At 71.9% G+C, this 20,357-nt stretch carries 19 protein-coding genes; 4 read left to right on the forward strand and 15 right to left on the reverse strand.

Features of this window, described 5'->3' with window-relative positions; genetic code table 11:
- Positions 1 to 6 precede the first annotated feature (6 nt).
- Entirely contained in the window at positions 7 to 630 is a 624-nt protein-coding gene (locus ABZ810_RS06780) for a TetR/AcrR family transcriptional regulator (protein ID WP_358400103.1), read from the reverse strand.
- Between the two features lie 144 nt (positions 631 to 774).
- Between ABZ810_RS06780 and ABZ810_RS06785 the strand changes: the two genes are divergently transcribed.
- The gene (locus ABZ810_RS06785; protein WP_358400105.1) at positions 775 to 2,106 is read left to right on the forward strand and encodes a GH1 family beta-glucosidase; all 1,332 of its coding nucleotides are present in this window, start codon (positions 775 to 777) and stop codon (positions 2,104 to 2,106) included.
- A 90-nt stretch (positions 2,107 to 2,196) separates the two neighbouring features.
- On the opposite strand, the gene ABZ810_RS06790 is transcribed toward ABZ810_RS06785, so the two are convergent.
- The 9 genes from ABZ810_RS06790 to ABZ810_RS06830 form a co-directional block, all read right to left on the reverse strand.
- Positions 2,197 to 3,636, reverse strand: a complete 1,440-nt coding sequence (locus ABZ810_RS06790) for an LCP family protein (protein WP_358400108.1) — start codon at positions 3,634 to 3,636, stop codon at positions 2,197 to 2,199.
- A gap of 258 nt (positions 3,637 to 3,894) precedes the next feature.
- Positions 3,895 to 5,760, reverse strand: coding sequence for an SDR family oxidoreductase (locus tag ABZ810_RS06795; protein WP_358400110.1), 1,866 nt, complete (start codon positions 5,758 to 5,760; stop codon positions 3,895 to 3,897).
- 119 nt (positions 5,761 to 5,879) lie between these two features.
- The gene (locus tag ABZ810_RS06800; RefSeq protein WP_358400113.1) at positions 5,880 to 6,635 is read right to left on the reverse strand and encodes a MerR family transcriptional regulator; all 756 of its coding nucleotides are present in this window, start codon (positions 6,633 to 6,635) and stop codon (positions 5,880 to 5,882) included.
- A gap of 54 nt (positions 6,636 to 6,689) precedes the next feature.
- A complete protein-coding gene (locus ABZ810_RS06805) occupies positions 6,690 to 7,778 on the reverse strand; it encodes a CapA family protein (protein ID WP_358400115.1) in 1,089 nt (362 codons plus the stop codon).
- A gap of 84 nt (positions 7,779 to 7,862) precedes the next feature.
- Positions 7,863 to 8,186 (reverse strand): DUF6510 family protein, encoded by a 324-nt coding sequence (locus tag ABZ810_RS06810; RefSeq protein ID WP_358400117.1) that lies wholly within the window; start codon positions 8,184 to 8,186, stop codon positions 7,863 to 7,865.
- Between the two features lie 2 nt (positions 8,187 to 8,188).
- Positions 8,189 to 9,001, reverse strand: a complete 813-nt coding sequence (locus ABZ810_RS06815) for an FAD-binding oxidoreductase (RefSeq protein WP_358400119.1) — start codon at positions 8,999 to 9,001, stop codon at positions 8,189 to 8,191.
- 21 nt (positions 9,002 to 9,022) lie between these two features.
- Positions 9,023 to 9,634, reverse strand: coding sequence for a sulfite oxidase-like oxidoreductase (locus tag ABZ810_RS06820; RefSeq protein ID WP_358400122.1), 612 nt, complete (start codon positions 9,632 to 9,634; stop codon positions 9,023 to 9,025).
- A gap of 14 nt (positions 9,635 to 9,648) precedes the next feature.
- The gene (locus tag ABZ810_RS06825; protein WP_358400124.1) at positions 9,649 to 10,476 is read right to left on the reverse strand and encodes an alpha/beta hydrolase; all 828 of its coding nucleotides are present in this window, start codon (positions 10,474 to 10,476) and stop codon (positions 9,649 to 9,651) included.
- Between the two features lie 156 nt (positions 10,477 to 10,632).
- On the reverse strand, positions 10,633 to 11,709 hold the full coding sequence (locus ABZ810_RS06830) for a CapA family protein (protein ID WP_358400126.1): 1,077 nt from the start codon (positions 11,707 to 11,709) through the stop codon (positions 10,633 to 10,635).
- Between the two features lie 318 nt (positions 11,710 to 12,027).
- On the opposite strand from ABZ810_RS06830, the gene ABZ810_RS06835 reads away from it, so the two are divergent.
- A complete protein-coding gene (locus ABZ810_RS06835; protein ID WP_358400128.1) occupies positions 12,028 to 13,485 on the forward strand; it encodes a catalase in 1,458 nt (485 codons plus the stop codon).
- A 60-nt stretch (positions 13,486 to 13,545) separates the two neighbouring features.
- Here ABZ810_RS06835 and ABZ810_RS06840 read toward each other — a convergent pair whose 3' ends face one another.
- Both ABZ810_RS06840 and ABZ810_RS06845 read right to left on the reverse strand, forming a co-directional pair.
- On the reverse strand, positions 13,546 to 14,655 hold the full coding sequence (locus tag ABZ810_RS06840) for an SPFH domain-containing protein (RefSeq protein ID WP_358400130.1): 1,110 nt from the start codon (positions 14,653 to 14,655) through the stop codon (positions 13,546 to 13,548).
- 10 nt (positions 14,656 to 14,665) lie between these two features.
- Complete coding sequence (locus tag ABZ810_RS06845) at positions 14,666 to 15,157, reverse strand: NfeD family protein (protein WP_358400132.1); 492 nt, start codon at positions 15,155 to 15,157, stop codon at positions 14,666 to 14,668.
- Positions 15,158 to 15,410: 253 nt separating this feature from the next.
- Between ABZ810_RS06845 and ABZ810_RS06850 the strand changes: the two genes are divergently transcribed.
- Positions 15,411 to 17,651, forward strand: a complete 2,241-nt coding sequence (locus ABZ810_RS06850) for a molybdopterin oxidoreductase family protein (RefSeq protein ID WP_358400135.1) — start codon at positions 15,411 to 15,413, stop codon at positions 17,649 to 17,651.
- A 36-nt stretch (positions 17,652 to 17,687) separates the two neighbouring features.
- On the opposite strand, the gene ABZ810_RS06855 is transcribed toward ABZ810_RS06850, so the two are convergent.
- A complete protein-coding gene (locus ABZ810_RS06855) occupies positions 17,688 to 18,005 on the reverse strand; it encodes a hypothetical protein (protein ID WP_358400138.1) in 318 nt (105 codons plus the stop codon).
- A 211-nt stretch (positions 18,006 to 18,216) separates the two neighbouring features.
- Between ABZ810_RS06855 and ABZ810_RS06860 the strand changes: the two genes are divergently transcribed.
- Positions 18,217 to 19,137 carry a Rieske 2Fe-2S domain-containing protein gene (locus ABZ810_RS06860; RefSeq protein ID WP_358400140.1) on the forward strand — a complete coding sequence of 307 codons (921 nt, stop codon included), beginning with the start codon at positions 18,217 to 18,219 and terminating at the stop codon, positions 19,135 to 19,137.
- Positions 19,138 to 19,174: 37 nt separating this feature from the next.
- Here ABZ810_RS06860 and ABZ810_RS06865 read toward each other — a convergent pair whose 3' ends face one another.
- Positions 19,175 to 19,441, reverse strand: a complete 267-nt coding sequence (locus ABZ810_RS06865; protein ID WP_358400143.1) for a hypothetical protein — start codon at positions 19,439 to 19,441, stop codon at positions 19,175 to 19,177.
- A 90-nt stretch (positions 19,442 to 19,531) separates the two neighbouring features.
- Positions 19,532 to 20,299 (reverse strand): sulfite exporter TauE/SafE family protein, encoded by a 768-nt coding sequence (locus ABZ810_RS06870; RefSeq protein WP_358400146.1) that lies wholly within the window; start codon positions 20,297 to 20,299, stop codon positions 19,532 to 19,534.
- Between the last annotated feature and the right edge of the window lie 58 nt (positions 20,300 to 20,357).

A 20,357-nucleotide genomic window follows, 5' to 3' on the forward strand; every position in this document is an offset into this window, starting at 1 on the left:
CCCGATTCAGGTCTGCTGGATGTAAGCAGCCAGGTAGCCGTGGATCAGCCGCTCCGTCTCGGCGAGGATCTCCGGATCGCCGTCGGGGTTGCGGCGGAAGGCCATCTTGAGCACGGCGTCGGCGGCCTCGACGGAGATGGCCAGCGCACGGGCCAGCTCGGGGGTCTCGGCGACCGCGAAGTTGTCGACGATCATCTTGCGCAGCCGGTCGGCGACCACCGCGTTGTTGTCGGCGGCCGAGTCGAGCAGGTTGATGTCGGCGACGTCGCCGAAGCGCAGCACCCGGAAGCCGGGCACCGTGCGGTGCATGTCGACGTAGATGTCGATGATCACGCCGACCGTGTCGGACCAGTCGTCGAAGGTCCCCTCGGCCAGCTCCTTGGAGATGCGCAGCCCGAAGGACTCCAGGTTGCGCAGGGCGAGCGACTGGGCGACCGCCCGCTTGTCGGGGAAGAACTGGTAGACCGAGCCGATCGCCACCTCGGCTCGCTGCGCGATGCGCGTGGTGGTGAGGCCGTCGTACCCGTCCTCATCGAGGATCTCCGCGCAGGCGTCGAGCATGCGCTGCACTCGTTCGGCGCTGCGGCGCTGGGCGGGGCGGCGGCGCAGTGGGGTCCGGATCTCCGTCACCCGTCCATTGTCGCGCGTCACGGCGGAGCGCGGGACCAACACCTTGCGTAGGCGGAGCGCAATCCCTTCCTCACCTCGCCGGACACCCCCTAAAATGCGAGAGATATTCGCGTTTGGGTCGTGAGAGGTGGGGAGAAGGAGCACATGGGCTTTCCAGCGGGCTTCCAGTGGGGCGTCGCGACCGCCGCCTACCAGATCGAGGGCGCCGTCGCGGAGGACGGGCGCGGCCCGTCGACCTGGGACACCTTCGCGCACACCCCCGGCAGGGTGAAGGACGGCCACACCGGCGACGTCGCCTGCGACCACTACCACCGCTGGCCCGAGGACCTGGACCTGATGGCCGGGCTCGGCGTCGACGCCTACCGCTTCTCGATCGCCTGGCCGCGCGTCGTCCCCACCGGGAGCGGCACCGTGAACGCCGCCGGGCTGGACTTCTACGACCGCCTCGTCGACGGGCTGCTGGAACGCGGGATCGCGCCCGCCGCCACGCTCTACCACTGGGACCTGCCGCAACCCCTGGAGGACGCGGGCGGCTGGATGAACCGCGACACCGCCCACCACTTCGCCGAGTACGCCGCCGTCGTGGCCGAACGGCTCGGCGACCGCGTCGGCACCTGGATCACCCTGAACGAGCCCGTCGTCGTCATGGCGTACGGCTACGCCTTCGGCGTCTACGCGCCCGGCCACACGCTGATGCTGGACGCGCTCCCCACCGCGCACCACCAGCTGCTCGGCCACGGCCTCGCCGTGACCGCGCTGCGCGACCGCGGCGCCCGCCAGATCGGGATCACCAACCACTACTCGCCCGCCTGGCCCGCCGACCCCGGCGACCCGGCCGACCGGGCCGCCGCCACCGCGTTCGACGCGTTCATGAACAGGCTCTTCACCGACCCCGTGCTGCTCGGTGCCTACCCCGATGTGGTCGCGCTCGGCGGCCCCGACCCGGCCGCGTTCGTCCAGGACGGCGACCTCGCGGCCATCTCGGCGCCCATCGACTTCCTCGGCGTGAACTACTACCAGCCCACCCGGCTGGCGGCGCCGCAGGAGGGGCCGCTGCCGTTCGAGATGACCGAGATCGAGGGTCACCCGGTCACCGGCATGGGCTGGCCGATCGTGCCCGAGGCGTTCGGCGGCCTGCTGCGCGGCCTGCGCGAGCGGTACGGGGACGCGCTGCCGCCGATCCACGTCACCGAGAACGGCTGCTCGTTCCCCGACGAGGTCGCCGCCGACGGCACCGTGGACGACGCGCGCCGGATCGAGTTCCTGGACGCCCACATCAAGGCCGTCGGCGCGGCGATCGACGACGGCGTGGACGTGCGCGGCTACTACACCTGGTCGCTCATGGACAACTTCGAGTGGGCGGAGGGCTTCGGGCCGCGCTTCGGCCTCGTCCACGTCGACTACGAGACGCTCGCGCGCACCCCCAAGAGCTCGTACGCCTGGTACCGGGACCTGATCGCGGCGGCCAGGAATTGAGCGGGGCCCGCGGGGGTTGAGGCGTGACGTGCCGGGCCATCGGGCGGGGGCCGATGGCCCGGCTCGCCATTCCTCGACCTCGCGCGGGCGCTACCGCAGGGAGGCGAAGAGCCGCTGGGCCGCGGGCTCGGTCCACTGGACGCGGTTCGGGTCGGCCGGATAGGGCCGGACCGGAACGGTCACGAACGTCATCGTGGACGGGTCGCCCATGCTGCGCGCGAGATCGAACATCGCCCGCAGGCCCAGCCCCGGGTCCGTGGTGATCGACTTGGTCGAGGCCTCCAGGAACGCGTAGAGCTTGCGCGGGTTCGTCAGCTCCGCCTTGGCCCTGGTCGCCATCGCCCGCATGAGCTGCTGCTGCCGCTTGATCCGGGAGAGGTCCGAGCCGTCGCCCACGCTGTAGCGGACCCGCGCGTACGCCAGCGCCTGCTCGCCGTTGAGCCGCTGCCGACCCGCCGCCAGCCGGAGCCTGGCCTTGGGGTCGCTGATGGCCCGCGGCACGGTCAGGTCGACCCCGCCGAGCGCGTCGACCATGCCCTTGAAGCCGCTGAAGTCGATCTCCATGACATGGTCGACGCGCACGCCCGTGGTGGCCTCGACGGTCTTCCACGCGCAGGTCAGCCCCGCGGTGTTGAACGCCGAGTTGATCTGCGCGGTCTGCGCCGGGAGGGCCGAGCCGTCCGGAGCCGAACACGACGGGATCCGCACCATCGAGTCGCGGGGCAGGCTGATCGCCCGCACGTTCTGCCCGTTCGCGGGCACATGGAAGAGGACCATGGTGTCGGTCCGGGCCCCGGCCTCACGCCCGTACCTGGCGTTGGCCCCGTCCCGGCTGTCGGACCCCACCACCAGGAAGTTCTCGGCCTTCGTCCGCTTGGCCGGCCGGGCGCCCAGGTCGTCGGCGCTGACATGCCGGATGTTGCCGTCCAGCCCGGTGTACGCGGCGTACCCGCCCGTCGACGCCAGGCCCAGCATGACCACACCAGCCGCCACCAGCCAGCGCGCCCGCCCCCGGCGACCGCGCCGCGGCGTTCCCTGCCGGTAGTCCAGCACCCCCGGCCCGTACGAGGGGATCCCCCGGCCGTCCTCGGACCACCCCTGCCCGTAGGTGTGCGGCCCCCGCTCATACGGAGACTCCGCCTCGGCCCTGGCCACCCTCTCGTACCTGGGCCCCTGCCCGTCCCCGGGTCGCGGCGCCTGCGTGGACCAGGCCCGCTCGTAAGCCGACCAGGCCTCCTCCTGCCCAGCCCAGCCTTGCCCCTGCCCAGCCCAGCCTTGCTCCTGCACGGCCCAGCCCTGCTCTTGGGCGGGCGGGAGGTGTTCTTGGGCGGGCAGGCCGTATTCGGCGGTGGGGTGGCTGTGCTCTTGGGGGGGCGGGGTGCGTTCGGGGTCGGGTGGGCGGGTGCCGTAGGCGGACCAGCCCTTGCCGTACTCGGACGGGCCCTGGGTGTATCCGCGCGTCCCCAGCCCAAGGTCGGGCGGCCTCTGCCCGCGGTTGGACGGCCCCCGCCGGGCCCGGCGCATGCTCATCTCTCGTCCCTCCCGGAAGCCCAATCGATCCAGGTTGTCCCGCACCCACACAGAGGTACGCGCCGAACCCTCTTCCGGGCTCATCCGTGATTCGCCGACGATCAGCATGCGGACGTGCGGCGGTGGAGACCGGGCCTGCGGGACGCCGTCGAGGACCGCGAGAGGAGGGACCGTCTCGCCGCGCTCGCGACCGGCGCCGAGGGTGCTCCCGAAGAACCCTCGGCGCCGGTGACGAGCACGTTCGCGTCCGTTCAGCCCTTAGAACGAACCGTCCCGGTGATCGGTTCCGGGTGCGCCGTCACGTCCCCGGGTGATCTCTTCCGGTGTGGAGGTGATCTCCTCGGCCCGGTGCTCGGGCGCGAGACGTTCGCGCGCACGCTCGCCCGCGCGGCGCCCGAACCGGGCGATCACCCGGCCGGCCGACGGGGCCACCCGCGACATCATCTGGCCGACCCAGGCCTCCGGGGCGACGGGCACGACGGCGCGGTCGTGCAGGACGGCCCGCAGGATGGCCTCGGCGACCCGTTCGGGCGGGTAGCCGCGCCGCTCGAACGCCTGGGCCGCCTGCTCGCGCATGCGGTCGGCGACGGCGGGTTCGACGCCGAGGATCTGGGTGTGGCGGGTGATCGGCGTGTTGATGACGCCGGGGCAGATCGCGGTGACGCCGATGCCGTACGGCTCCAGCTCCACCCGCAGGCACTCGCTGAGATGGAGCACGGCCGCCTTGGTGGCCGAGTAGGCGGGCAGGCCCGAGCTGACCGTGAAAGCCGCCATCGACGCGAGGTTGACCAGGTGACCGCCCTCGCCGCGGTCGGCCATCTGCCGTCCGAAGAGCCGGCAGCCCCGGTAGACGCCGTCCAGGTTGATCGACCTGATCCGCTCCCAGGCCTCCTCGTCGGTCTCCAGGAGCGGGCCGCCGAGGCCGATGCCCGCGTTGTTGACCACGACGTCCGGCACCCCGAACGTCTCGCGGACGTAGACGGCGAAACGGTCCATCGCGTCGGCGTCGGACACGTCCACGCCGTAGACGTGGGCCTCCCCGCCGTCCGCGGCGACCTCGTCGGCGGTGTGCTTGGCGGCGCCCTCGTCGATGTCGGCGGCCACGACGCGCGCGCCCTCCCTGGCGAAGGCGCGGGTGGTGGCCCGGCCGATGCCGCTGCCCGCCCCGGTGACCACGACGAGCCGCCCGCCGAACGCCTTGCCGGGCTCGCCCGCCGCGCGGGCACGGGCGATGTCCTGGGTCTCCACACCGTCCTCGACGTGGTCCACGAACTCGCCGATCCACCGCGCCACCACGTCCGGATGGCTGCGCGCCACCCAGTGCCCGGCGGGCAGGCGCCGCACGTACAGCCGGCTCGCCCGGCCGCGCGCCGACAGGAGCAGTCCGCGCGTCGCGTACCGGTCCTTGGTGGGCACGATCAGCTGGACGGGCAGGTCGGTGCGGCCCTCGCCCTCCGGCGGGTTGAGGCGCCCCATGTTGGCCCGGTAGAGGCCCAGGCCGTTGACCGCGTCCCGGTGCAGCGTCGGAGCGGGGTGGCCCGGGCGGGGCTCGGCGCCCTCGGCCGCCCGCATCCCGCGTTCGAAGACCAGCGGGAGGGCGCGAGCGAGCAGTTCACCGGTGCGCGGCGTCATCAGCACCGGCATGTAGGCGCTGCGCCGCGCCTGGCCGAGGACCTCCAGGACGCCGCGCGGCCCGGTCCGGGCGGTCTCGCGCGCCCAGGGGCCGACGTGCTGGCGGGCCGGTCCTGAGATCGAGGTGAACGAGGCGATCCGCCCGCTCAGCCGGTCGCCGGTCACGGCCTCCCAGCCCTGGATCGAGCCCCAGTCGTGCCCGACCAGGTGCACCGGCCCTTCCACGCCGACCCCGTCCAGCACGGCCGCGAGGTCGGCGAGGAGCACGTCCACGCCGTAGTCGAGCGGGTCCTCGGGGGCGGTGGAGGCGCCCGCGCCCCGCACGTCGTAGGTGATCACCCGGAACCGGCTCGCGAGGCCCTCGGCGACCTCGTCCCAGACCGCGCCGGTGTCGGGGTAGCCGTGGATCAGGACCACGACCGGCCCGTGCTCGGTTCCTCGTTCGCGTACCGCCAGCTCGATCTCGCCCGACCGCACTCGATGATCCCGCATCGCGCTCACCTGCTCGTCTGAGAGTGCTCCTGCTTGCGAACGTACGCCCCTCGGACGATCTGTCCAGAGCCGCCGGACGGCGGGTCAGGCGGTAATCCGACGCCGGGGTCAGGTCTTGGTCAGGGTCTGTCCTCGAGTCGGATCATCAGCTGGGTCACCAGGCGTTCGGGCGGGGTGTCGGTGGGCGCGTTGAGGTAGAGCTCGCGGAGCGGCCCCTCCGGGACGTGGCCGTGGTCGCCGCACCACGACAACAGCGCGTGCGCGGTCAAGGAGATCTGGCCGTACGGGCCGACATGGGTGGCCATGGCGTACGGGCCGCCCGGCAGCACCTCGGGGCCGTCCTCGTGCTCGACCGCCACGCCGACCACGAACTCGTCGGCCAGGTCGAGCGGGAAGAGCCCGATCATGAGGCTGTGCGGCCTCAGTGCCTCGATCACGCGCGCCACGCACCGGGACGTCGCCGCCCCGATGGTGGCGGGCGTCGCCGCGTCCCGTTCGACGACGACGGTGCGGGCCGGCTCGTGGACGACCGACACCTCCGACCGGGGCAGGCCGTCGGCCATCACGCGTTCGAGCAGCTCCAGAGCGGTGCGGCGGCGCGCGAGGTCGGCCTCCATCCGGTCGCGGACGCCGGCCAGCGCCGCCGTGCCCGACTCCAGGGTCCGGCCGATGTCGGGCAGCGGGACGTCCAGCGACCTGAGCAGCCCGATCGACAACGCCTGGCGGGCCTGGTCCGGCCGGTAGTAGCGGTAGCCGGAGTCAGGGTCCACCCGCGCCGGGGACAGCAGCCCCAGCTCGTCGTAGTGCCGCAGCTGCTTGACGCTCAACCGGCACAGCCGGGCGAACCGCCCGATCGGCAGTAGATCTTCGCTCACACCCCCAGCTTGGGCCCTCCCACCGCGGGAGAGTCCAGCGCCCGGGCGCGGGCGTCACGGCGTGGCGGACAGCCCGGCGCAGGAGCGCAGCCCGTTCCAGCGCTTGACCTCGGCGGTCGCGGCGGCTCCGCTCATCGGGATCGGGAGGCCGGAGGAGATCCGCGCCGGCCGCCACCGGGACGCGGTGACCTTGCCGCCGTCCAGCTTCAGCAGGAGGACGCCGGAGTTGGCCGTCTGGCCGCGCGCCGAGGAGAACACGAAGTTGCCCAGCCCGTAGTGCACGTACTTGCCCTTGAGGTAGCCGCCGCCGAGCGGGATGTGCGCGTGGCCGCCGACGACCACGTCGGCGCCCGCCGCGATCAGCTGCTTGGCGAGCTCCTGCTGGCGCGGCAGCGGGCAGGGCTGGAGCTCCGCCCCCCAGTGCAGGTGAACGATCACGTAGTCGGAGCCCTGCCGGGCGTCCCGTACGGCCTTGACCATGCGCGGAACGTCCTTGGCCGAGGCGAGCCCGCCCTTGTCGTCGGTGGCCGTCCACGCCGGGATCAGGTGGTCGTCCAGCACCTGGGTGGCGCCGACGATCGCGAGCCGGTTGCCCTTCACCGTCACCCGGTAGGGCTTGTAGGCCTCGGCGGCGTTGCGGCCGATGCCGACGGTCGGGAAGCGGGTCGCGCGGATGGCCTTGAGCGAGTCGCGCAGGCCCGTCTCCATGAAGTCCATGCCGTGGTTGTTGGCCATCGAGGTCACGTCGACCCCGGCGGCCTTCAGCGCGGTGAACGCGGACGGCGGCGCGCGGAACGCGAACTCCTTGCCCGGCGCCTTGGTGCCGCCGGTGGTGATCGCCGTCTCCAGGTTGACCATGGCCAGGTCGGCGGCGCGCAGCGTCCTGGCGATCGGGCCCAGCGCGGTGGCCGGGTTGGCCAGGCGGGCCCGCAGGTTGTGCTCGAAGTGGGTGTCACCGCCGAACGCGATGATGATCGGCTGCTTGGCCGGCGCGGCGGGCGACGAGGCGGGGCCGGTGGCGGGCGGCTTCGACGGGCCGGTGCCGCCTTCGGCCTCGGAGCTGCCGGACCCGCTGCTGCACGCGCCCGCGGCCAGCGCCAGCACTCCTGCCACGGCGGTCACCGCCATCGTGTTCCTGCGCATCCGGACCTCGTCTCCCCTGTTCGGCTCGGCCAAGCATGCCATGGGCCGTGGCGAGGTCCGGCGTGTCAGGTCCGGGAACGACGATCAAGATCCACGTGAAACATCGCGTGAAACATCGGCGGGCGCGGTGTGCGGGATCGCCAGGCCGCTGCCGTGCGGCAGGTCGAGCCAGAACATGTCCGGCGCGCTGACCAGCCGCAGGACGACGTTGCCGCAGTGGCGGCACCGCAGCACCTGGCCGGGCGCCTGCGCGTACAGCGGCGCGCGCGCCAGCAGGTCGCCGCGCCCGCAGCTGCCGCACCTGCCGGTGGAGGTGGCGATGTCCGGGACGAACAACATGCTCAGCGGCCCGGCCAGGGCGTTGCCGTCCAGATGGCGGTCGTCGGTGATGGGTCGTTCGGCTGCCATGGTCATCCTCCGCTGGGTCCGAAACGTTCGGTGCGCACGCGTGCCGGGTCGTGCCCGAGGTCGATGAGGGCCGCCGCGACGGCCTCGACGAACCCGGTGGGCCCGCAGACGAAGCAGGCCGGGCCCTGGTCCGCGGCGAAGCCGTGCTCGACGATCTCCTCCCGCGTCAGGCGTCCGGCCGGGCGGTGCCCGCCGGGCGCGGGCCGCCGGGTGTAGGCGTAGAGGACCGGTGCGCCGGCGGCGGCCAGCGCGTCCAGGTCGTCGCGGTAACACAGCAGGTCCGGCGAACGCAGCGAGTAGATCACCCGCATCGCCCCGGCGCCTCCGCGTGCGGCACCGTCGCGTCCGGCACCGTCCTGGGCACGGTCGCCGGTGCCGAGCCAGGCCCGGCCCATGGCCATGATCGGAACGATCCCGGCGCCGCCCGCGATCAGCAGCGTGGGCGCGGGCGCGGGACGCCACACGAACCAGCCGCCCACCGGCCCGAGGATCTCGATCTCGGCGCCGACCGGCAGGTCCTCGGTCAGGTACGGCGAGACCTCCCCGTCCGGCACCCGCTGCACGGTGATCTCGACGCGTTCGCCGTCGGCGGGCGCCGACATCGAATAGCTGCGGGTGGCGGTGTAGCCGTCCTCCGCCGTCAGGCGCACGTCCACGTGCTGGCCGGGGAGGTGGCCCGGCCAGCCGGGCACCTCCAGCACCAGCGTGCGGGTCCGCGCGTTCTCCCGCCGGTCGGCTGCCAGCCGGGCGACCCGCCACGCGGGACGTGCCCGAGGCCCGTCCCGCGTGGGCCGCACCGTCTCCGGCGCGGTCACGATCGCCCGAGCCCGGTCGGCTCAGGCCCAGGCATAACGTTCCTCCCGCCACGGGTCGCCGTGGTTGTGATAGCCCGCCGTCTCCCAGAAGCCCGGGTCGTCGTGGTCGAGCAGGCGGACGCCCTGGACCCACTTGGCCGACTTCCAGAAATAGAGGTGCGGGATGAGCCCGCGGGCGGGCCCGCCGTGCTCCGGGTCGAGCGGCTCGCCGTCGAAGGTGTGCACGATCCAGGCCTTGCCGTCGGTGATCTCCTCCAGCGGCACGTTGGTCGTGTAGCCGCCGTGGCTGTGAAAGACCGCGTAGCCGGCGTCGGTCTCCACGTTCTCCAGCAGCGTGTCGAGCGACACCCCCTGCCAGCTGGTGCCGAACTTCGACCAGCGGGTGACGCAGTGGATGTCCACCGTGGGCGTCTCCTGCGGCAGGTCCATGAACTCCTGCCACGACCACGACGTCTTCTGGCCGTTCTCGTTCTCCACGGTGAACGACCAGGACGCCGGGATGATCCGCGGGGTCGGTCCGGCCGACAACACCGGGAACCCGTCGGTCAGGTACTGGCCGGGCGGAAGGCGATCCCCCGCGTCCGCCTCCCCTTCCGGGCGGCGGCGGTGGAAGCCGGGCGACAGCAGAGCCATGATCGGCGCTCCCCTCAGCTCTTGAGGAAGTCCAGCAGGTCGGCGTTGAACTTCTCCTTCTGGCCGGGCACCAGCGCGATCCCGTGCGAGCCGCCCTCGTAGACCTTCAGGGTCGCGTCCTGGATGATCTCGGCGGACTTCCGCCCGGTGGCGTCGATCGGCACGATCTGGTCGTCGTCGCCGTGCACCACCAGCGTCGGGACGTCGAACTTCTTCAGGTCGTCGTGGAAGTCGGTGAACCCGAACGCGTCCACGCACTTGACCCCGGCCTCGATGATCTGGTGCATGGCCATGAACCAGAAGGCGTCCTTGTTGCCCTGGGTGACCTGGGTGCCGTCCCGGTCGGCGGAGAAGAACCCGACGGCGGCGTCCTTCCAGTACTGCGACCGTTCGCTGATGATCCCGTCCTTGATGTCGTCGAAGACCTTCTCGGGCACGCCCTCCGGGTTGGCGTCGGTCTGCACCATGAGCGGCGGGATCGCCGACAGCAGGACGGCCTTCTTGACCCGGTCGGTGCCGTGCCGGCCGATGTAGCGGGCCAGCTCGCCGCCGCCCATCGAGTGCGCGACCAGCGTGACGTCGCGCAGGTCGAGGTGCTCGATGAGGTCCTTGAGGTCGTCGGCGAAGGTGTCGAAGTCGTAGCCGTCGAAGGGCTTCTCGGAACGGCCGTGGCCGCGGCGGTCGTGCGCGATGCCGCGGAAGCCGTTGTCGGCGACCACCTTCATCTGGTCTTCCCAGGCGTCGCCGTTCAGCGGCCAGCCGTGGATGAACAGCACCGGGTCGCCGGAGCCGTAGTCCTTGTAGTAGATGTCGACACCGTCGCGGGTGGAGCAGAAGGGCATGGTGGATCTCCTTCGAATGGCCTGAACGGCTGACAAGCCGGTTCCTCCCCCAGGCCACTTCCGGCTTATCGGAAGGAAACTCCAAAACCCCGTCTACAGGCCTTTGCCCACCCATAGCATGATCTTGCCGCCGCCATCACGGCCGGCGGTGGCCGGTCAGGCCGCAGGCCCGGCCTTCACGTCCGCGCAGTTCCGGAGCCCCTCCCACTGCGTCCTGGCCTGCTGGGCCGAGGCTCCGGCGAGCGGCTGCGGGACGCCGTCGGTGACCACGGCGGGCGCCCAGCTCGCCTTGGTGACCCGGGTGTCCTTGACCTTCGGGTCGAACGTGAGAGTGAGCACGCCGCTCTGCGCCGTCGGGCCGCTGCCGTTGTAGAAGACGAAGTTCCCGAGCCCGTAGTGGACGTACTTGCCCTTCAGGTAGCCGCCGGCCTGGAGCACGTGGGCGTGGCTGCCCACGATGGCGTCGGCGCCCGCGTCCGCCAGTTGCCCGGCCAGCTGCCGCTGCGCGGGGGTGGCGCAGGAGTTGCGCTCCTGCCCCCAGTGCAGGTTGACGATGACGACGTGGGCCTCCTTGCGCGCCCGCTGCACGGCCTGGACGAGGCGCGGCGCGTTCTTGGCGGAGGCGACGCCGGCCTTGGCGTCGGTGGCGGTCCACGACTCGATCAGGTTGTCGTCCAGGACCTGGGTGGCACCGATGACCGCGATCTTGGTGCCCTTGACGGTGGTCGTCCACGGCCGGTACGCCTCGGCGGCGTTGCGCCCGATGCCCACGACGGGAAACCCGGCCCGCCCGCTCGCGGCCAGGGAGTCCTGGAGCCCGGCCTCGCCGTAGTCCATGCCGTGGTTGTTGGCCATGGTGACGACGTCCAGCCCGGCCGTCCTGAGCGCCTGGAACGCGGCCGGCGGCGCACGGAACGTGTAGTCCTTGGGCGCCGGCGTGCCACCCTCGGTGATCGCGGTCTCCAGGTTGACCATCGCCAGGTCGGCCTTCCTGAACTCCGCCGCGATCGGCCCGAACACCGTGTCGGGCGCGCTCTGCAGCCGGGTCGAGATCATCCCCTCGAAGTGCACGTCCCCGCCGAACGCCACGGTGAACGGGTGGTCGCCGGCCCCGCCGCCCCCGCCGTCCCCCTCGGCCGCGGCTCCCAGCAACCCGCATCCGCTCGTCGCCGCCGCCCCCAGCAGCAGCGCCGCCGCGACCGTGCCGGACCGCCGTGTGCGCTTGATCGGCATCGTGGCCTCCCCGTTTCCGCCCTCGTGCCCTGCTTCGATGCGGGTTTGGGCACCGTGGTTCGGGAAGGTGCGGGCAGCGACGTCCAGCGAAGGCCGGAAGCTAAAGATCTCCCTGGTCAGCGGCCACTTTTGACCAAAGGCGGATGATTCATTGTCTTGAGTAAGTCTTGTTTAGGGGGGTTCGTTCGGCGGTATGACCGGGCTGCGGGTGACCACCACGCGCGTCGCGATCTGGAGATCGGCGGACGGGCCGGCGACCACGGGCGTCACCGCCTTCCCGCGGATCCGGGAACCCAACGGAGCAAGGAGGACCGCGCAATGAGCGAGAGGCCCACGACGACGACCGACGCGGGCATCGCCGCACCCAGCGACGAGCATTCGCAGTCGGTGGGACCGAACGGCCCGCTGCTGCTTCAGGATCACTACCTGATCCAGAAGATGGCGCGGTTCAACCGTGAGCGGGTGCCCGAGCGCGTGGTCCACGCCAAGGGCGGCGGCGCGTACGGCGTCCTGGAGATCACCGAGGACGTCAGCCAGTACACCAAGGCCGGGCTGTTCCAGAAAGGCGCGCGGACCGAGTCGCTGGTGCGCTTCAGCACCGTCGCCGGCGAGCTCGGCAGCCCCGACACCAACCGCGACCCGCGCGGCTTCGCGATCAAGTTCTACACCGAGGAGGGCAACTACGACCTCGTCGGCAACAACACTCCGATCTTCTTCATCCGCGACCCGCAGAAGTTCTCCGACTTCATCCACTCGCAGAAGCGCCGGGCCGACAACCACCTGCGCGACAACAACATGCAGTGGGACTTCTGGACGTTGTCGCCCGAGTCGGCGCACCAGGTCTCGTTCCTGATGACCGACCGGGGCACGCCCGCGTCGTGGCGCCACATGCACGGGTTCGGCTCGCACACGTTCCTCTGGTACAACGCCGCGGGCGAGAAGTTCTGGGTGAAGTACCACTTCAAGACCGACCAGGGCATCAAGAACCTCACCGACGCCGAGGCCGACGAGTGGAAGGGCAAGGACGCCGAGCTGCACATCCGCGACCTGCACGACGCGATCGCGGCGGGCGACCACCCGTCCTGGACCGTGCAGGTGCAGGTCATGCCGTTCGAGGAGGCCGCGGACTACCGGTTCAACCCGTTCGACCTGACCAAGGTCTGGCCGCACGGCGACTACCCGCCGATCACGATCGGGAAGTGGACGCTCAACCGCAACCCGGACAACTACTTCGCCGAGATCGAGCAGGCCGCGTTCGAGCCCGCCAACTTCGTGCCGGGCATCGGCTCGTCCCCCGACAAGATGTTGCAGGGACGGCTGTTCTCCTACCCCGACACCCACCGCTACCGGATCGGGCCCAACTACCTGCAGCTGCCGGTCAACGCCCCGAAGAACGAGGTCCACTCGTACAACTTCGACGGGCCGATGGCCTACCGCAACTCGCCCGACCCGGTGTACGCGCCGAACTCGATGGGCGGCCCGGTCGCCGACCCCGAGTTGTGGAAGGGCGAGTCGTACGAGGTCGCGGGTGAGATCATCCGCAGCGCGTACACCCTGCACCGCGAGGACGACGACTTCGGGCAGCCGCGCACGCTCTGGGAGAAGGTGCTGGACGACACCGGCCGCGATCACATGGTCACCAACATCGTCAACCACGCGAGCTCGCCCGAGGTGACCGCCGAGATGAAGCCGCGCGTCGTCGAGTACTGGCGCAACGTCCACAAGGACCTGGGCGACCGCGTCGCCAGGGGCCTGGGCGTCAACGGCCAGGGCTGACGGCGAGGCGGTCGGCGCCTGAGCACGGGGCCGCGCCTGACCGCAGGATCCTTCGGTGCCTCACTTCTGCCGCGAGGGCGGCCCGGGAATCGTCCCGGGCCGCCCTTGGTGCTCGCTGCCCAGCTCGGGCCCGGGGGCGAGCTCGTAGGGCGGCATCGCCCCGTCGCGGGGCGCCGGCACCTCCAGCTCGCGGGGAGGCCGCTCCGTGCCCGGCCCCGGCCGCTCCGGCCGCGACTGCTCCGGTCGCGCCTGGGCCCGTTCCCCGGAGGTGGACGCGAGCGCCTCGTCGATCGTGCCGCCGAACGCCTCCGAGACCGCCCGCAGCGCCGAGGTCAGCTCGCTGGGGATCACGAAGAACGTGCTGCCCTCGCCCTGGGCGAGCTTCGGCAACGTCTGGAGGTACTGGTAGGCCAGCAACTTCGGATCGGCGTCGTGGGCGTGGATCGAGCTGAAGACCCGTTCGATCGCCAGCGCCTGTCCCTCGGCCTCCAGGATCGCCGCCTGCTTGGCGCCCTCGGCCTGGAGGATCGCGGACTGCTTCTCGCCCTCCGCCGTGAGGATCTTCGACTGCCGGACGCCCTCCGCGGTGAGGATCGTGGCGCGCTTCTCCCGTTCGGCGCGCATCTGCTTCTCCATCGCGTCCTTGATGGACGCCGGCGGCTCGATCGCCTTGATCTCCACGCGGGTGACCCGGATGCCCCACTTGCCGGACGCGTCGTCGAGCACCCCGCGCAACGCGGTGTTGATGCGGTCCCGCGAGGTGAGGGTGGCCTCCAGGTCGAGCGTGCCGATCACGTTGCGCAGCGTGGTGGCGGTGAGCTGCTCGATCGCCTTGATGTAGTCGACGATCTCGTAGTCGGCCGCGCGCGGGTCGGTCACCTGGAAGAACAGCACGGTGTCGATGTGGACGACCACGTTGTCCTCGGTGATGACCGGCTGGGCCTTGAACGACACGACCTGCTCGCGCAGGTCGATCAGCGGCTTCACCCGGTCGACGAACGGGACGATGAAGCTGATGCCCGGCTGGAGGGTGCGGCTGTAGCGACCCAGCCGCTCGACGTTGCGCGCCCTGGCCTGCGGGATGATCCACACCGATCTCATCACCGTGACGACCAGCAGGGTCAGCCCGGCGACCAGCAGGATGATGCCGGCGATGGCGAGATCGGTCATGGCTGCCTCCTCAGTCCGGCGCGGGCGCCTCCGGCGATGGACCGTCCGGCCTCGGGTCGTCCGGCCGCGCGGTGGGGACGGGGTAGAGCAGCGCGGTCGCCCCCTCGATGGCCAGCACGTCGGCGACCCGCCCGGCCGGGATGACCAGGTCCGGGTCGTACGGCCGCACGGTCCACTCCTCGCCGCCGATCCGCGCCCTGCCGCCGGCCCTGCTGACCTCGGTGAGCGTGTACGCCTCGCGCCCGACCAGCGCGGCCGTCCCCGAGCGCAGCGGCGGCGGCTGCCTGATGTGGCGCCGCGCGACCGGCCGGACGACCGCGAGCCCGGCCGCCGACGAGACCGCGAACACCACGATCTGCAGGCCGAGCGGCAACCCGGCGGCGCCCGCCAGGCCGGCCAGCAGCGCGGCGACGGCGAGCAGGCCGAGGGCCAGCGTCAGGGTCAGCAGTTCCGCGACCCCGAGCAGGGCGGCCACTATCAGCCAGGCGACCCACGCCTCCATGGCGTCTCCTCAGAGGCGGCCGGATGTCCTTACGGTCAAGGTAACTCCGGAAAAGCCCCCTCGACCATGGCTCCGAGCGCGCTTCCCCGGGATTCCGGTGCGGAGGGCCCCGAATCCGACGTCGGCGACCCGATTCCGGTCCTGCCAGGGGGCCTGACCCCTGTGCCCCAACTGGTTTACCGTTCTAGTAATTGGCGCGGCCGTCATCCGGCAGGTCATGATTGGTACGGTCCCGGCGACGAGGAGCTTCTCGATGAGCAGCACGGCCTACCGCACCTGCCCACTCTGTGAGGCCCTGTGCGGCCTGGAGATCACCCTGGACGACGCCGGGACGGTCACCGGAGTACGAGGGGACAAGAAGGACCCCCTCAGCCAGGGCTTCATCTGCCCCAAGGGCGCGACCCTCGGGCGGCTCGACGGCGACCCCGACCGGCTGACCGAGCCGATGGTCCGTGACCACGACCACCACACCGCCGGGACCTGGGACGACGCGTTCGAGACCGTACGGCGCGAGATCGGCAAGGTCGTCCAGCGCCACGGCAAGGACGCCGTCGCCGTCTACATCGGCAACCCGACCGCGCACTCGATCGCGGGCCCGCTCTACGGCGCGGCCATCATCAAGGCGCTCGGCACCCGCAACGTCTACACGGCCAGCACCGCCGACCAGATGCCCAAGCACGTCAGCAGCGGCCACGTCTTCGGCGACCCGCTCGCCATCCCGGTGCCCGACCTCGACCGCACCGACCATCTGCTGATGCTGGGCGCCAACCCGCTGGAGTCCAACGGCAGCCTCTGCTCGGCGCCCGACTTCCCCGGCCGCCTCAAGGCCATCCGCGCACGCGGCGGCAAGGTCACCGTGGTCGACCCGCGGCACACCCGCACGGCCTCGCTCGCCGACGAGCACGTCTTCATCCGGCCCGGCACCGACGCGTTCCTGCTCATCGCGCTCGTCCACACGCTGTTCGCCGAGGACCTCACGCGCGTGGACGGCCTCGCCGGGCGGATCAACGGGCTCGACGACCTGCGCGCGCTCGCCGTCGACTTCCCGCCCGAGCGCGTCGCCCAGATCACCGGCATCGCCTCCAACGACATCCGCCGGATGGCGCGCGAACTGGCCGCCGCCGACCGCGCCGCGGTCTACGGGCGCATCGGCACCTGCACCCAGGCGTACGGCACGCTCAACAGCTGGCTCGTCGACGCGCTCAACGTGCTCACCGGCAACCTCGACCAGCCGGGCGGCGCGATGTTCCCGCGGCCCGCCCACATGCCCACCTACCGGCCCAAGCGCCCGTTCACCACCGGCCGGTGGCGCAGCCGCGTGCGCGACCTGCCCGAGGTCAACGGCGAGCTGCCGGTCGCCACGCTGGCCGACGAGATCGAGACGCCGGGCGAGGGCCAGATCCGCGCCCTCATCACGATCGGCGGCAACCCGGTGCTCTCCGCCCCCGGCGGGTCCCGGCTCGACACCGCGTTCGCCGGGCTCGAGTTCATGGTGAGCGTCGACCCGTACCTCAACGAGACGACCCGGCACGCCGACGTGATCCTGCCGCCGCCGCGGCCGACGCAGACGCCGCACTACGACCTGGCCCTGCTGGGTTTCACGGTCCGCGACTACGTGCGCTACTCGGTGCCGGCGCTGCCGCTGCCCGAGGGACGGCCCAGCGAGTCCGAGATCCTCGCCCGGCTCGCCGTCATCGCCTCCGGCATGGACGCCGCGCCCGCCGACCTCGACGAGATGATCATCATGACCACGCTCGGGAAGGCCACGGCGCTCGAAGGGTCGCCGGTCGAGGGCCGGGAGGCCGACGAGCTGCGCAAGATGCTCGACTCCACGACCAGCTCCACCGAGCAGCGGCTCGACATGATGTTGCGCCTCGGCCCGTACGGCGACGGATTCGGCGCCGACCCCGAGGGCCTCACTCTGGCCCGGCTGCGCACCGAGCACCCGCACGGCCTCGACCTGGGCCCGCTCAAGCCGCGCCTGGACGAGGTCCTGTGCACGTCCTCGGGCCGCATCGAGCTGTGCCCGCCCTCGTTCGCCGCCGACGCCGCCCGCCTCTACGCCGCCCTCGACGGCGCCTCCGACGGCATCGCGCTCAACGGGCAGCTGCTGCTGATCGGCCGCCGCCACCTGCGTTCCAACAACAGCTGGCTGCACAACCTGCCCGAGCTGGTGCGCGGGTCCAACACCTGCACCCTCCAGCTCAACCCGGCCGACGCCGCCCGGCTGGGCGTCCGCGGCGGCGACGTCGTCCGCGTCACCTCACGTTCGGGCACGATCGAGGCCGTCGCCGAGCCCACCACCTCGGTGATGGCGGGCGTGGTGAGCCTGCCGCACGGGTGGGGCCACGACCGTCCCGGCACCCGCACCGGGATCGCCAGCCGCAACGCGGGCGTCAACGTCAACGCCGTCACCGACGACCGCGAGATCGACCCGCTCTCCGGCACCGCCGTCTTCAACGGCGTCCCGGTGACACTGGAGCCCGTCCTCTAGCCCACGCCGTTCTCCAGCCCACGCCGTTCTCTAACCTCACGCCGGGCCCGGGCCCTGACCCACGCCGGGACCGGGCCCCGGCGGGCCTCCGGGGTCGGCGCCGGCGGCCGAGTCGATCTCGGCTCGGATGGCGGCGTGCAGCTCCTCGGGGGTGTCCGCCTGGACGATCAGGCGGTGTCCGGCGCGCAGCTCCTCGATGGTGAGGGGGTCGGCCGCGGTGCGGAAGGCCCACCAGCGGTCGGTGTCGCTGCGCCAGGCGCTCCAGCCGGGAAACCGGAGCTCGATCGCCGCGATGACGAGATCCGGGTCGTCCGCGCGGCGCGCCGCGGTCTCCGCCGGCGGGGGAACGTCCATGGGGCTCGACCTCGCCCAGGTCGTGATCCTGAGGATTTCACTCTAAGCGAAGGGCCGGTCCTTAGAAGACGTGGTCCCGTGAGCGGCGGGCTCTGGTTTAGGCGTTCTTACCCATTGGTAGGTACCAAGCATTCCCACGGGTGGCCCGAGGGCGTGAGCGGAGACTAATGTCGGATTACGGCCGTCTCAATCGCGCTCCCGAGGAGGGACATTGAACCGACGGGCGAGCAAGCTCTTCCGGCGCGGCGTTCGGCGACCGGTCCGGCCGCATCCCGTGGACCTGGCCGAGAGCCTGGAGCACGCCCGCGGTCTCGACCGCGCCGTCAGGACGCTCTCGATCAGCGTCCAGCGCGTGTTGCGCCCCGGGAAGGTCAAGGACGCGCTGCACGGCGTGCCGGGCGGCCATCCCGCGCACCCTCCGCTGACCGACCTGCCGATGGGCCTCTGGATCTCGGCGGCCGTGCTCGACCTCGTCCCGGGCACCCAGCGCGCGTCCAAGACGCTCGTCGCGGCCGGGCTCGCGGGCGCGGTGCCGACCGCGCTCACCGGCATCGCCGACTGGTCCGCCCTCCACAAGGAGCAGCAGCGGGTCGGCCTGGTGCACGCGATGGGCACCGCGAGCGCGAGCCTCCTCTACACGGCCTCCCTGATCGCCCGCCATCAGGGCCGCGACACCGCCGGCCGCACGTTCGGCTACGCGGGCCTCACCGCGCTGCTGGCGGGCGGGTTCCTCGGCGGGCACCTGGCGTTCCGGCAGGCCGCGGGCGCCAGCCACGCCGACCAGGTGGCCCATCTGGTGCCGCTCGGCTGGCACGACCTGTGCGCCGCGTCCGAGCTCCCCGACGGCTGGCCGGTCCACCGCCGCCTCGGCTACATCGGCCTCTTCGTGCTGCGCAGCGGCGACGACATCCACGTCCTCGCCGACCGCTGCAGCCACCTGGCGGGCCCGCTCCACCAGGGCCGCATCATCACCGACGACGACGCCGACCCCTGCGTGGTCTGCCCCTGGCACGGCAGCACGTTCCGCGTCCGCGACGGCTCGGTCGTCCACGGGCCCGCGACCGGCCGCCAGCCCGCCTTCGAATCCCGCGTCCTGGAAGACGGCACCGTCCAGGTCCGCCCCGTCCCCTGACCTTCAGGCTCGGCTCCGGCGACGCTGGGGCGGGGGTTCAGGCCGTGCCGGGGAGAGTCAGGCCTCGGTCGGGGGACGCGGCCTCCGCGTCCGCGATGGGGTACTCCACCAGGGCCAGCACGCGGCTGGCCATGAACCTCGCCGTCCGGACCGGGGTGCCGGTACGGGTGACCTCGCTGACCTCGACCACTCCACGCCGGTTGGTCACCTCGACGCGGCGGCCGGCGCGCGTGGCGACGACCTCGTAGGTGCGGGTGCCCTCGCCGCCCGCATCGATCACGATCTCGACCCTGTCGCCCTTCATGCCCTGAGACCCCTCACCGTGTCGAACATATATTCGACTTATACCCGGACAAGGGGCAGCGAACCCTCCAAGTAAGGGCGAAACGGCAGGTCAGCGCAGAAGATTGACGATCGCGACCACGCCCACCACGACGATGACCCCGCGCAGCACCATCGGCGGAATACGGCGCCCCACCTTGGCGCCGAGCACGCCGCCCACCGTCGCACCGGCCGCGATCAGCAGCACGGCGGGCCAGTCGATCCTCGTGTCACTGATGATCGACATGGTGATGAAGAGCAGGGCGGCCGACCCGTTGACGACGCCCGACAGGACGTTCTTCGCCGCGTTCACCCGCTGCAGGTCGTCGTCCAGCGCGATGCCGAGCAGCGCGATCAGCACGATGCCCTGCGCGGCCCCGAAGTAGCCGCCGTACATCCCCGCGGCCAGGACGCCCACCCACAACCACGGGCCCCCGTTGGGGTGGTGGTTCTCCCGGCGGGCCAGCAGCCAGGCCTGGAGGCGCGGCTGCACCACCACCAGCACGAGCGCGACGCCGATGAGCGCCGGGACGATGACCTTGAACGCCTCCTCGGGCAGGCCGAGCAGCAGCAGGCCCCCGACGATCGCCCCGAGGAACGACGCGCTGCCCAGCCGGAGCAGCCGTTCACGCTGGCCCTTGAGCTCCTTGCGGTAGCCGTACGCGCCGGTGATCGACCCGGGCACCAGGCCGATGTTGTTGGAGACGTTCGCGACGACCGGCGGGTAGCCGAGCGCCACGAGGGTCGGGAACGTGATGAGCGATCCGGAGCCGACGATGGTGTTGATGCCGCCCGCGGCGATGCCCGCCGCGAAGATGGCGACCCCGTCGAGCACGTTCAAAACGACCCACCCCGCTGATGACTGCTGTACGGCCCACGATCGTAGGGAGTCCCCAGCT

It is taken from the genome of Spirillospora sp. NPDC047279, assembly GCF_040643285.1.
GTDB lineage: Bacteria > Actinomycetota > Actinomycetes > Streptosporangiales > Streptosporangiaceae > Spirillospora.

Excerpts from the sequence above, each read along its gene's own strand:
- ABZ810_RS06785 (WP_358400105.1), top strand. The coding sequence starts at position 775 with ATGGGCTTTCCAGCGGGCTTCCAGTGGGGCGTCGCGACCGCCGCCTAC.
- ABZ810_RS06790 (WP_358400108.1), bottom strand. The coding sequence starts at position 3,636 with ATGAGCATGCGCCGGGCCCGGCGGGGGCCGTCCAACCGCGGGCAGAGG.
- ABZ810_RS06795 (WP_358400110.1), bottom strand. The coding sequence starts at position 5,760 with ATGCGGGATCATCGAGTGCGGTCGGGCGAGATCGAGCTGGCGGTACGC.
- ABZ810_RS06805 (WP_358400115.1), bottom strand. The coding sequence starts at position 7,778 with ATGCGCAGGAACACGATGGCGGTGACCGCCGTGGCAGGAGTGCTGGCG.
- ABZ810_RS06810 (WP_358400117.1), bottom strand. The coding sequence starts at position 8,186 with ATGGCAGCCGAACGACCCATCACCGACGACCGCCATCTGGACGGCAAC.
- ABZ810_RS06820 (WP_358400122.1), bottom strand. The coding sequence starts at position 9,634 with ATGGCTCTGCTGTCGCCCGGCTTCCACCGCCGCCGCCCGGAAGGGGAG.
- ABZ810_RS06825 (WP_358400124.1), bottom strand. The coding sequence starts at position 10,476 with ATGCCCTTCTGCTCCACCCGCGACGGTGTCGACATCTACTACAAGGAC.
- ABZ810_RS06830 (WP_358400126.1), bottom strand. The coding sequence starts at position 11,709 with ATGCCGATCAAGCGCACACGGCGGTCCGGCACGGTCGCGGCGGCGCTG.
- ABZ810_RS06835 (WP_358400128.1), top strand. The coding sequence starts at position 12,028 with ATGAGCGAGAGGCCCACGACGACGACCGACGCGGGCATCGCCGCACCC.
- ABZ810_RS06840 (WP_358400130.1), bottom strand. The coding sequence starts at position 14,655 with ATGACCGATCTCGCCATCGCCGGCATCATCCTGCTGGTCGCCGGGCTG.
- ABZ810_RS06845 (WP_358400132.1), bottom strand. The coding sequence starts at position 15,157 with ATGGAGGCGTGGGTCGCCTGGCTGATAGTGGCCGCCCTGCTCGGGGTC.
- ABZ810_RS06850 (WP_358400135.1), top strand. The coding sequence starts at position 15,411 with ATGAGCAGCACGGCCTACCGCACCTGCCCACTCTGTGAGGCCCTGTGC.
- ABZ810_RS06855 (WP_358400138.1), bottom strand. The coding sequence starts at position 18,005 with ATGGACGTTCCCCCGCCGGCGGAGACCGCGGCGCGCCGCGCGGACGAC.
- ABZ810_RS06865 (WP_358400143.1), bottom strand. The coding sequence starts at position 19,441 with ATGAAGGGCGACAGGGTCGAGATCGTGATCGATGCGGGCGGCGAGGGC.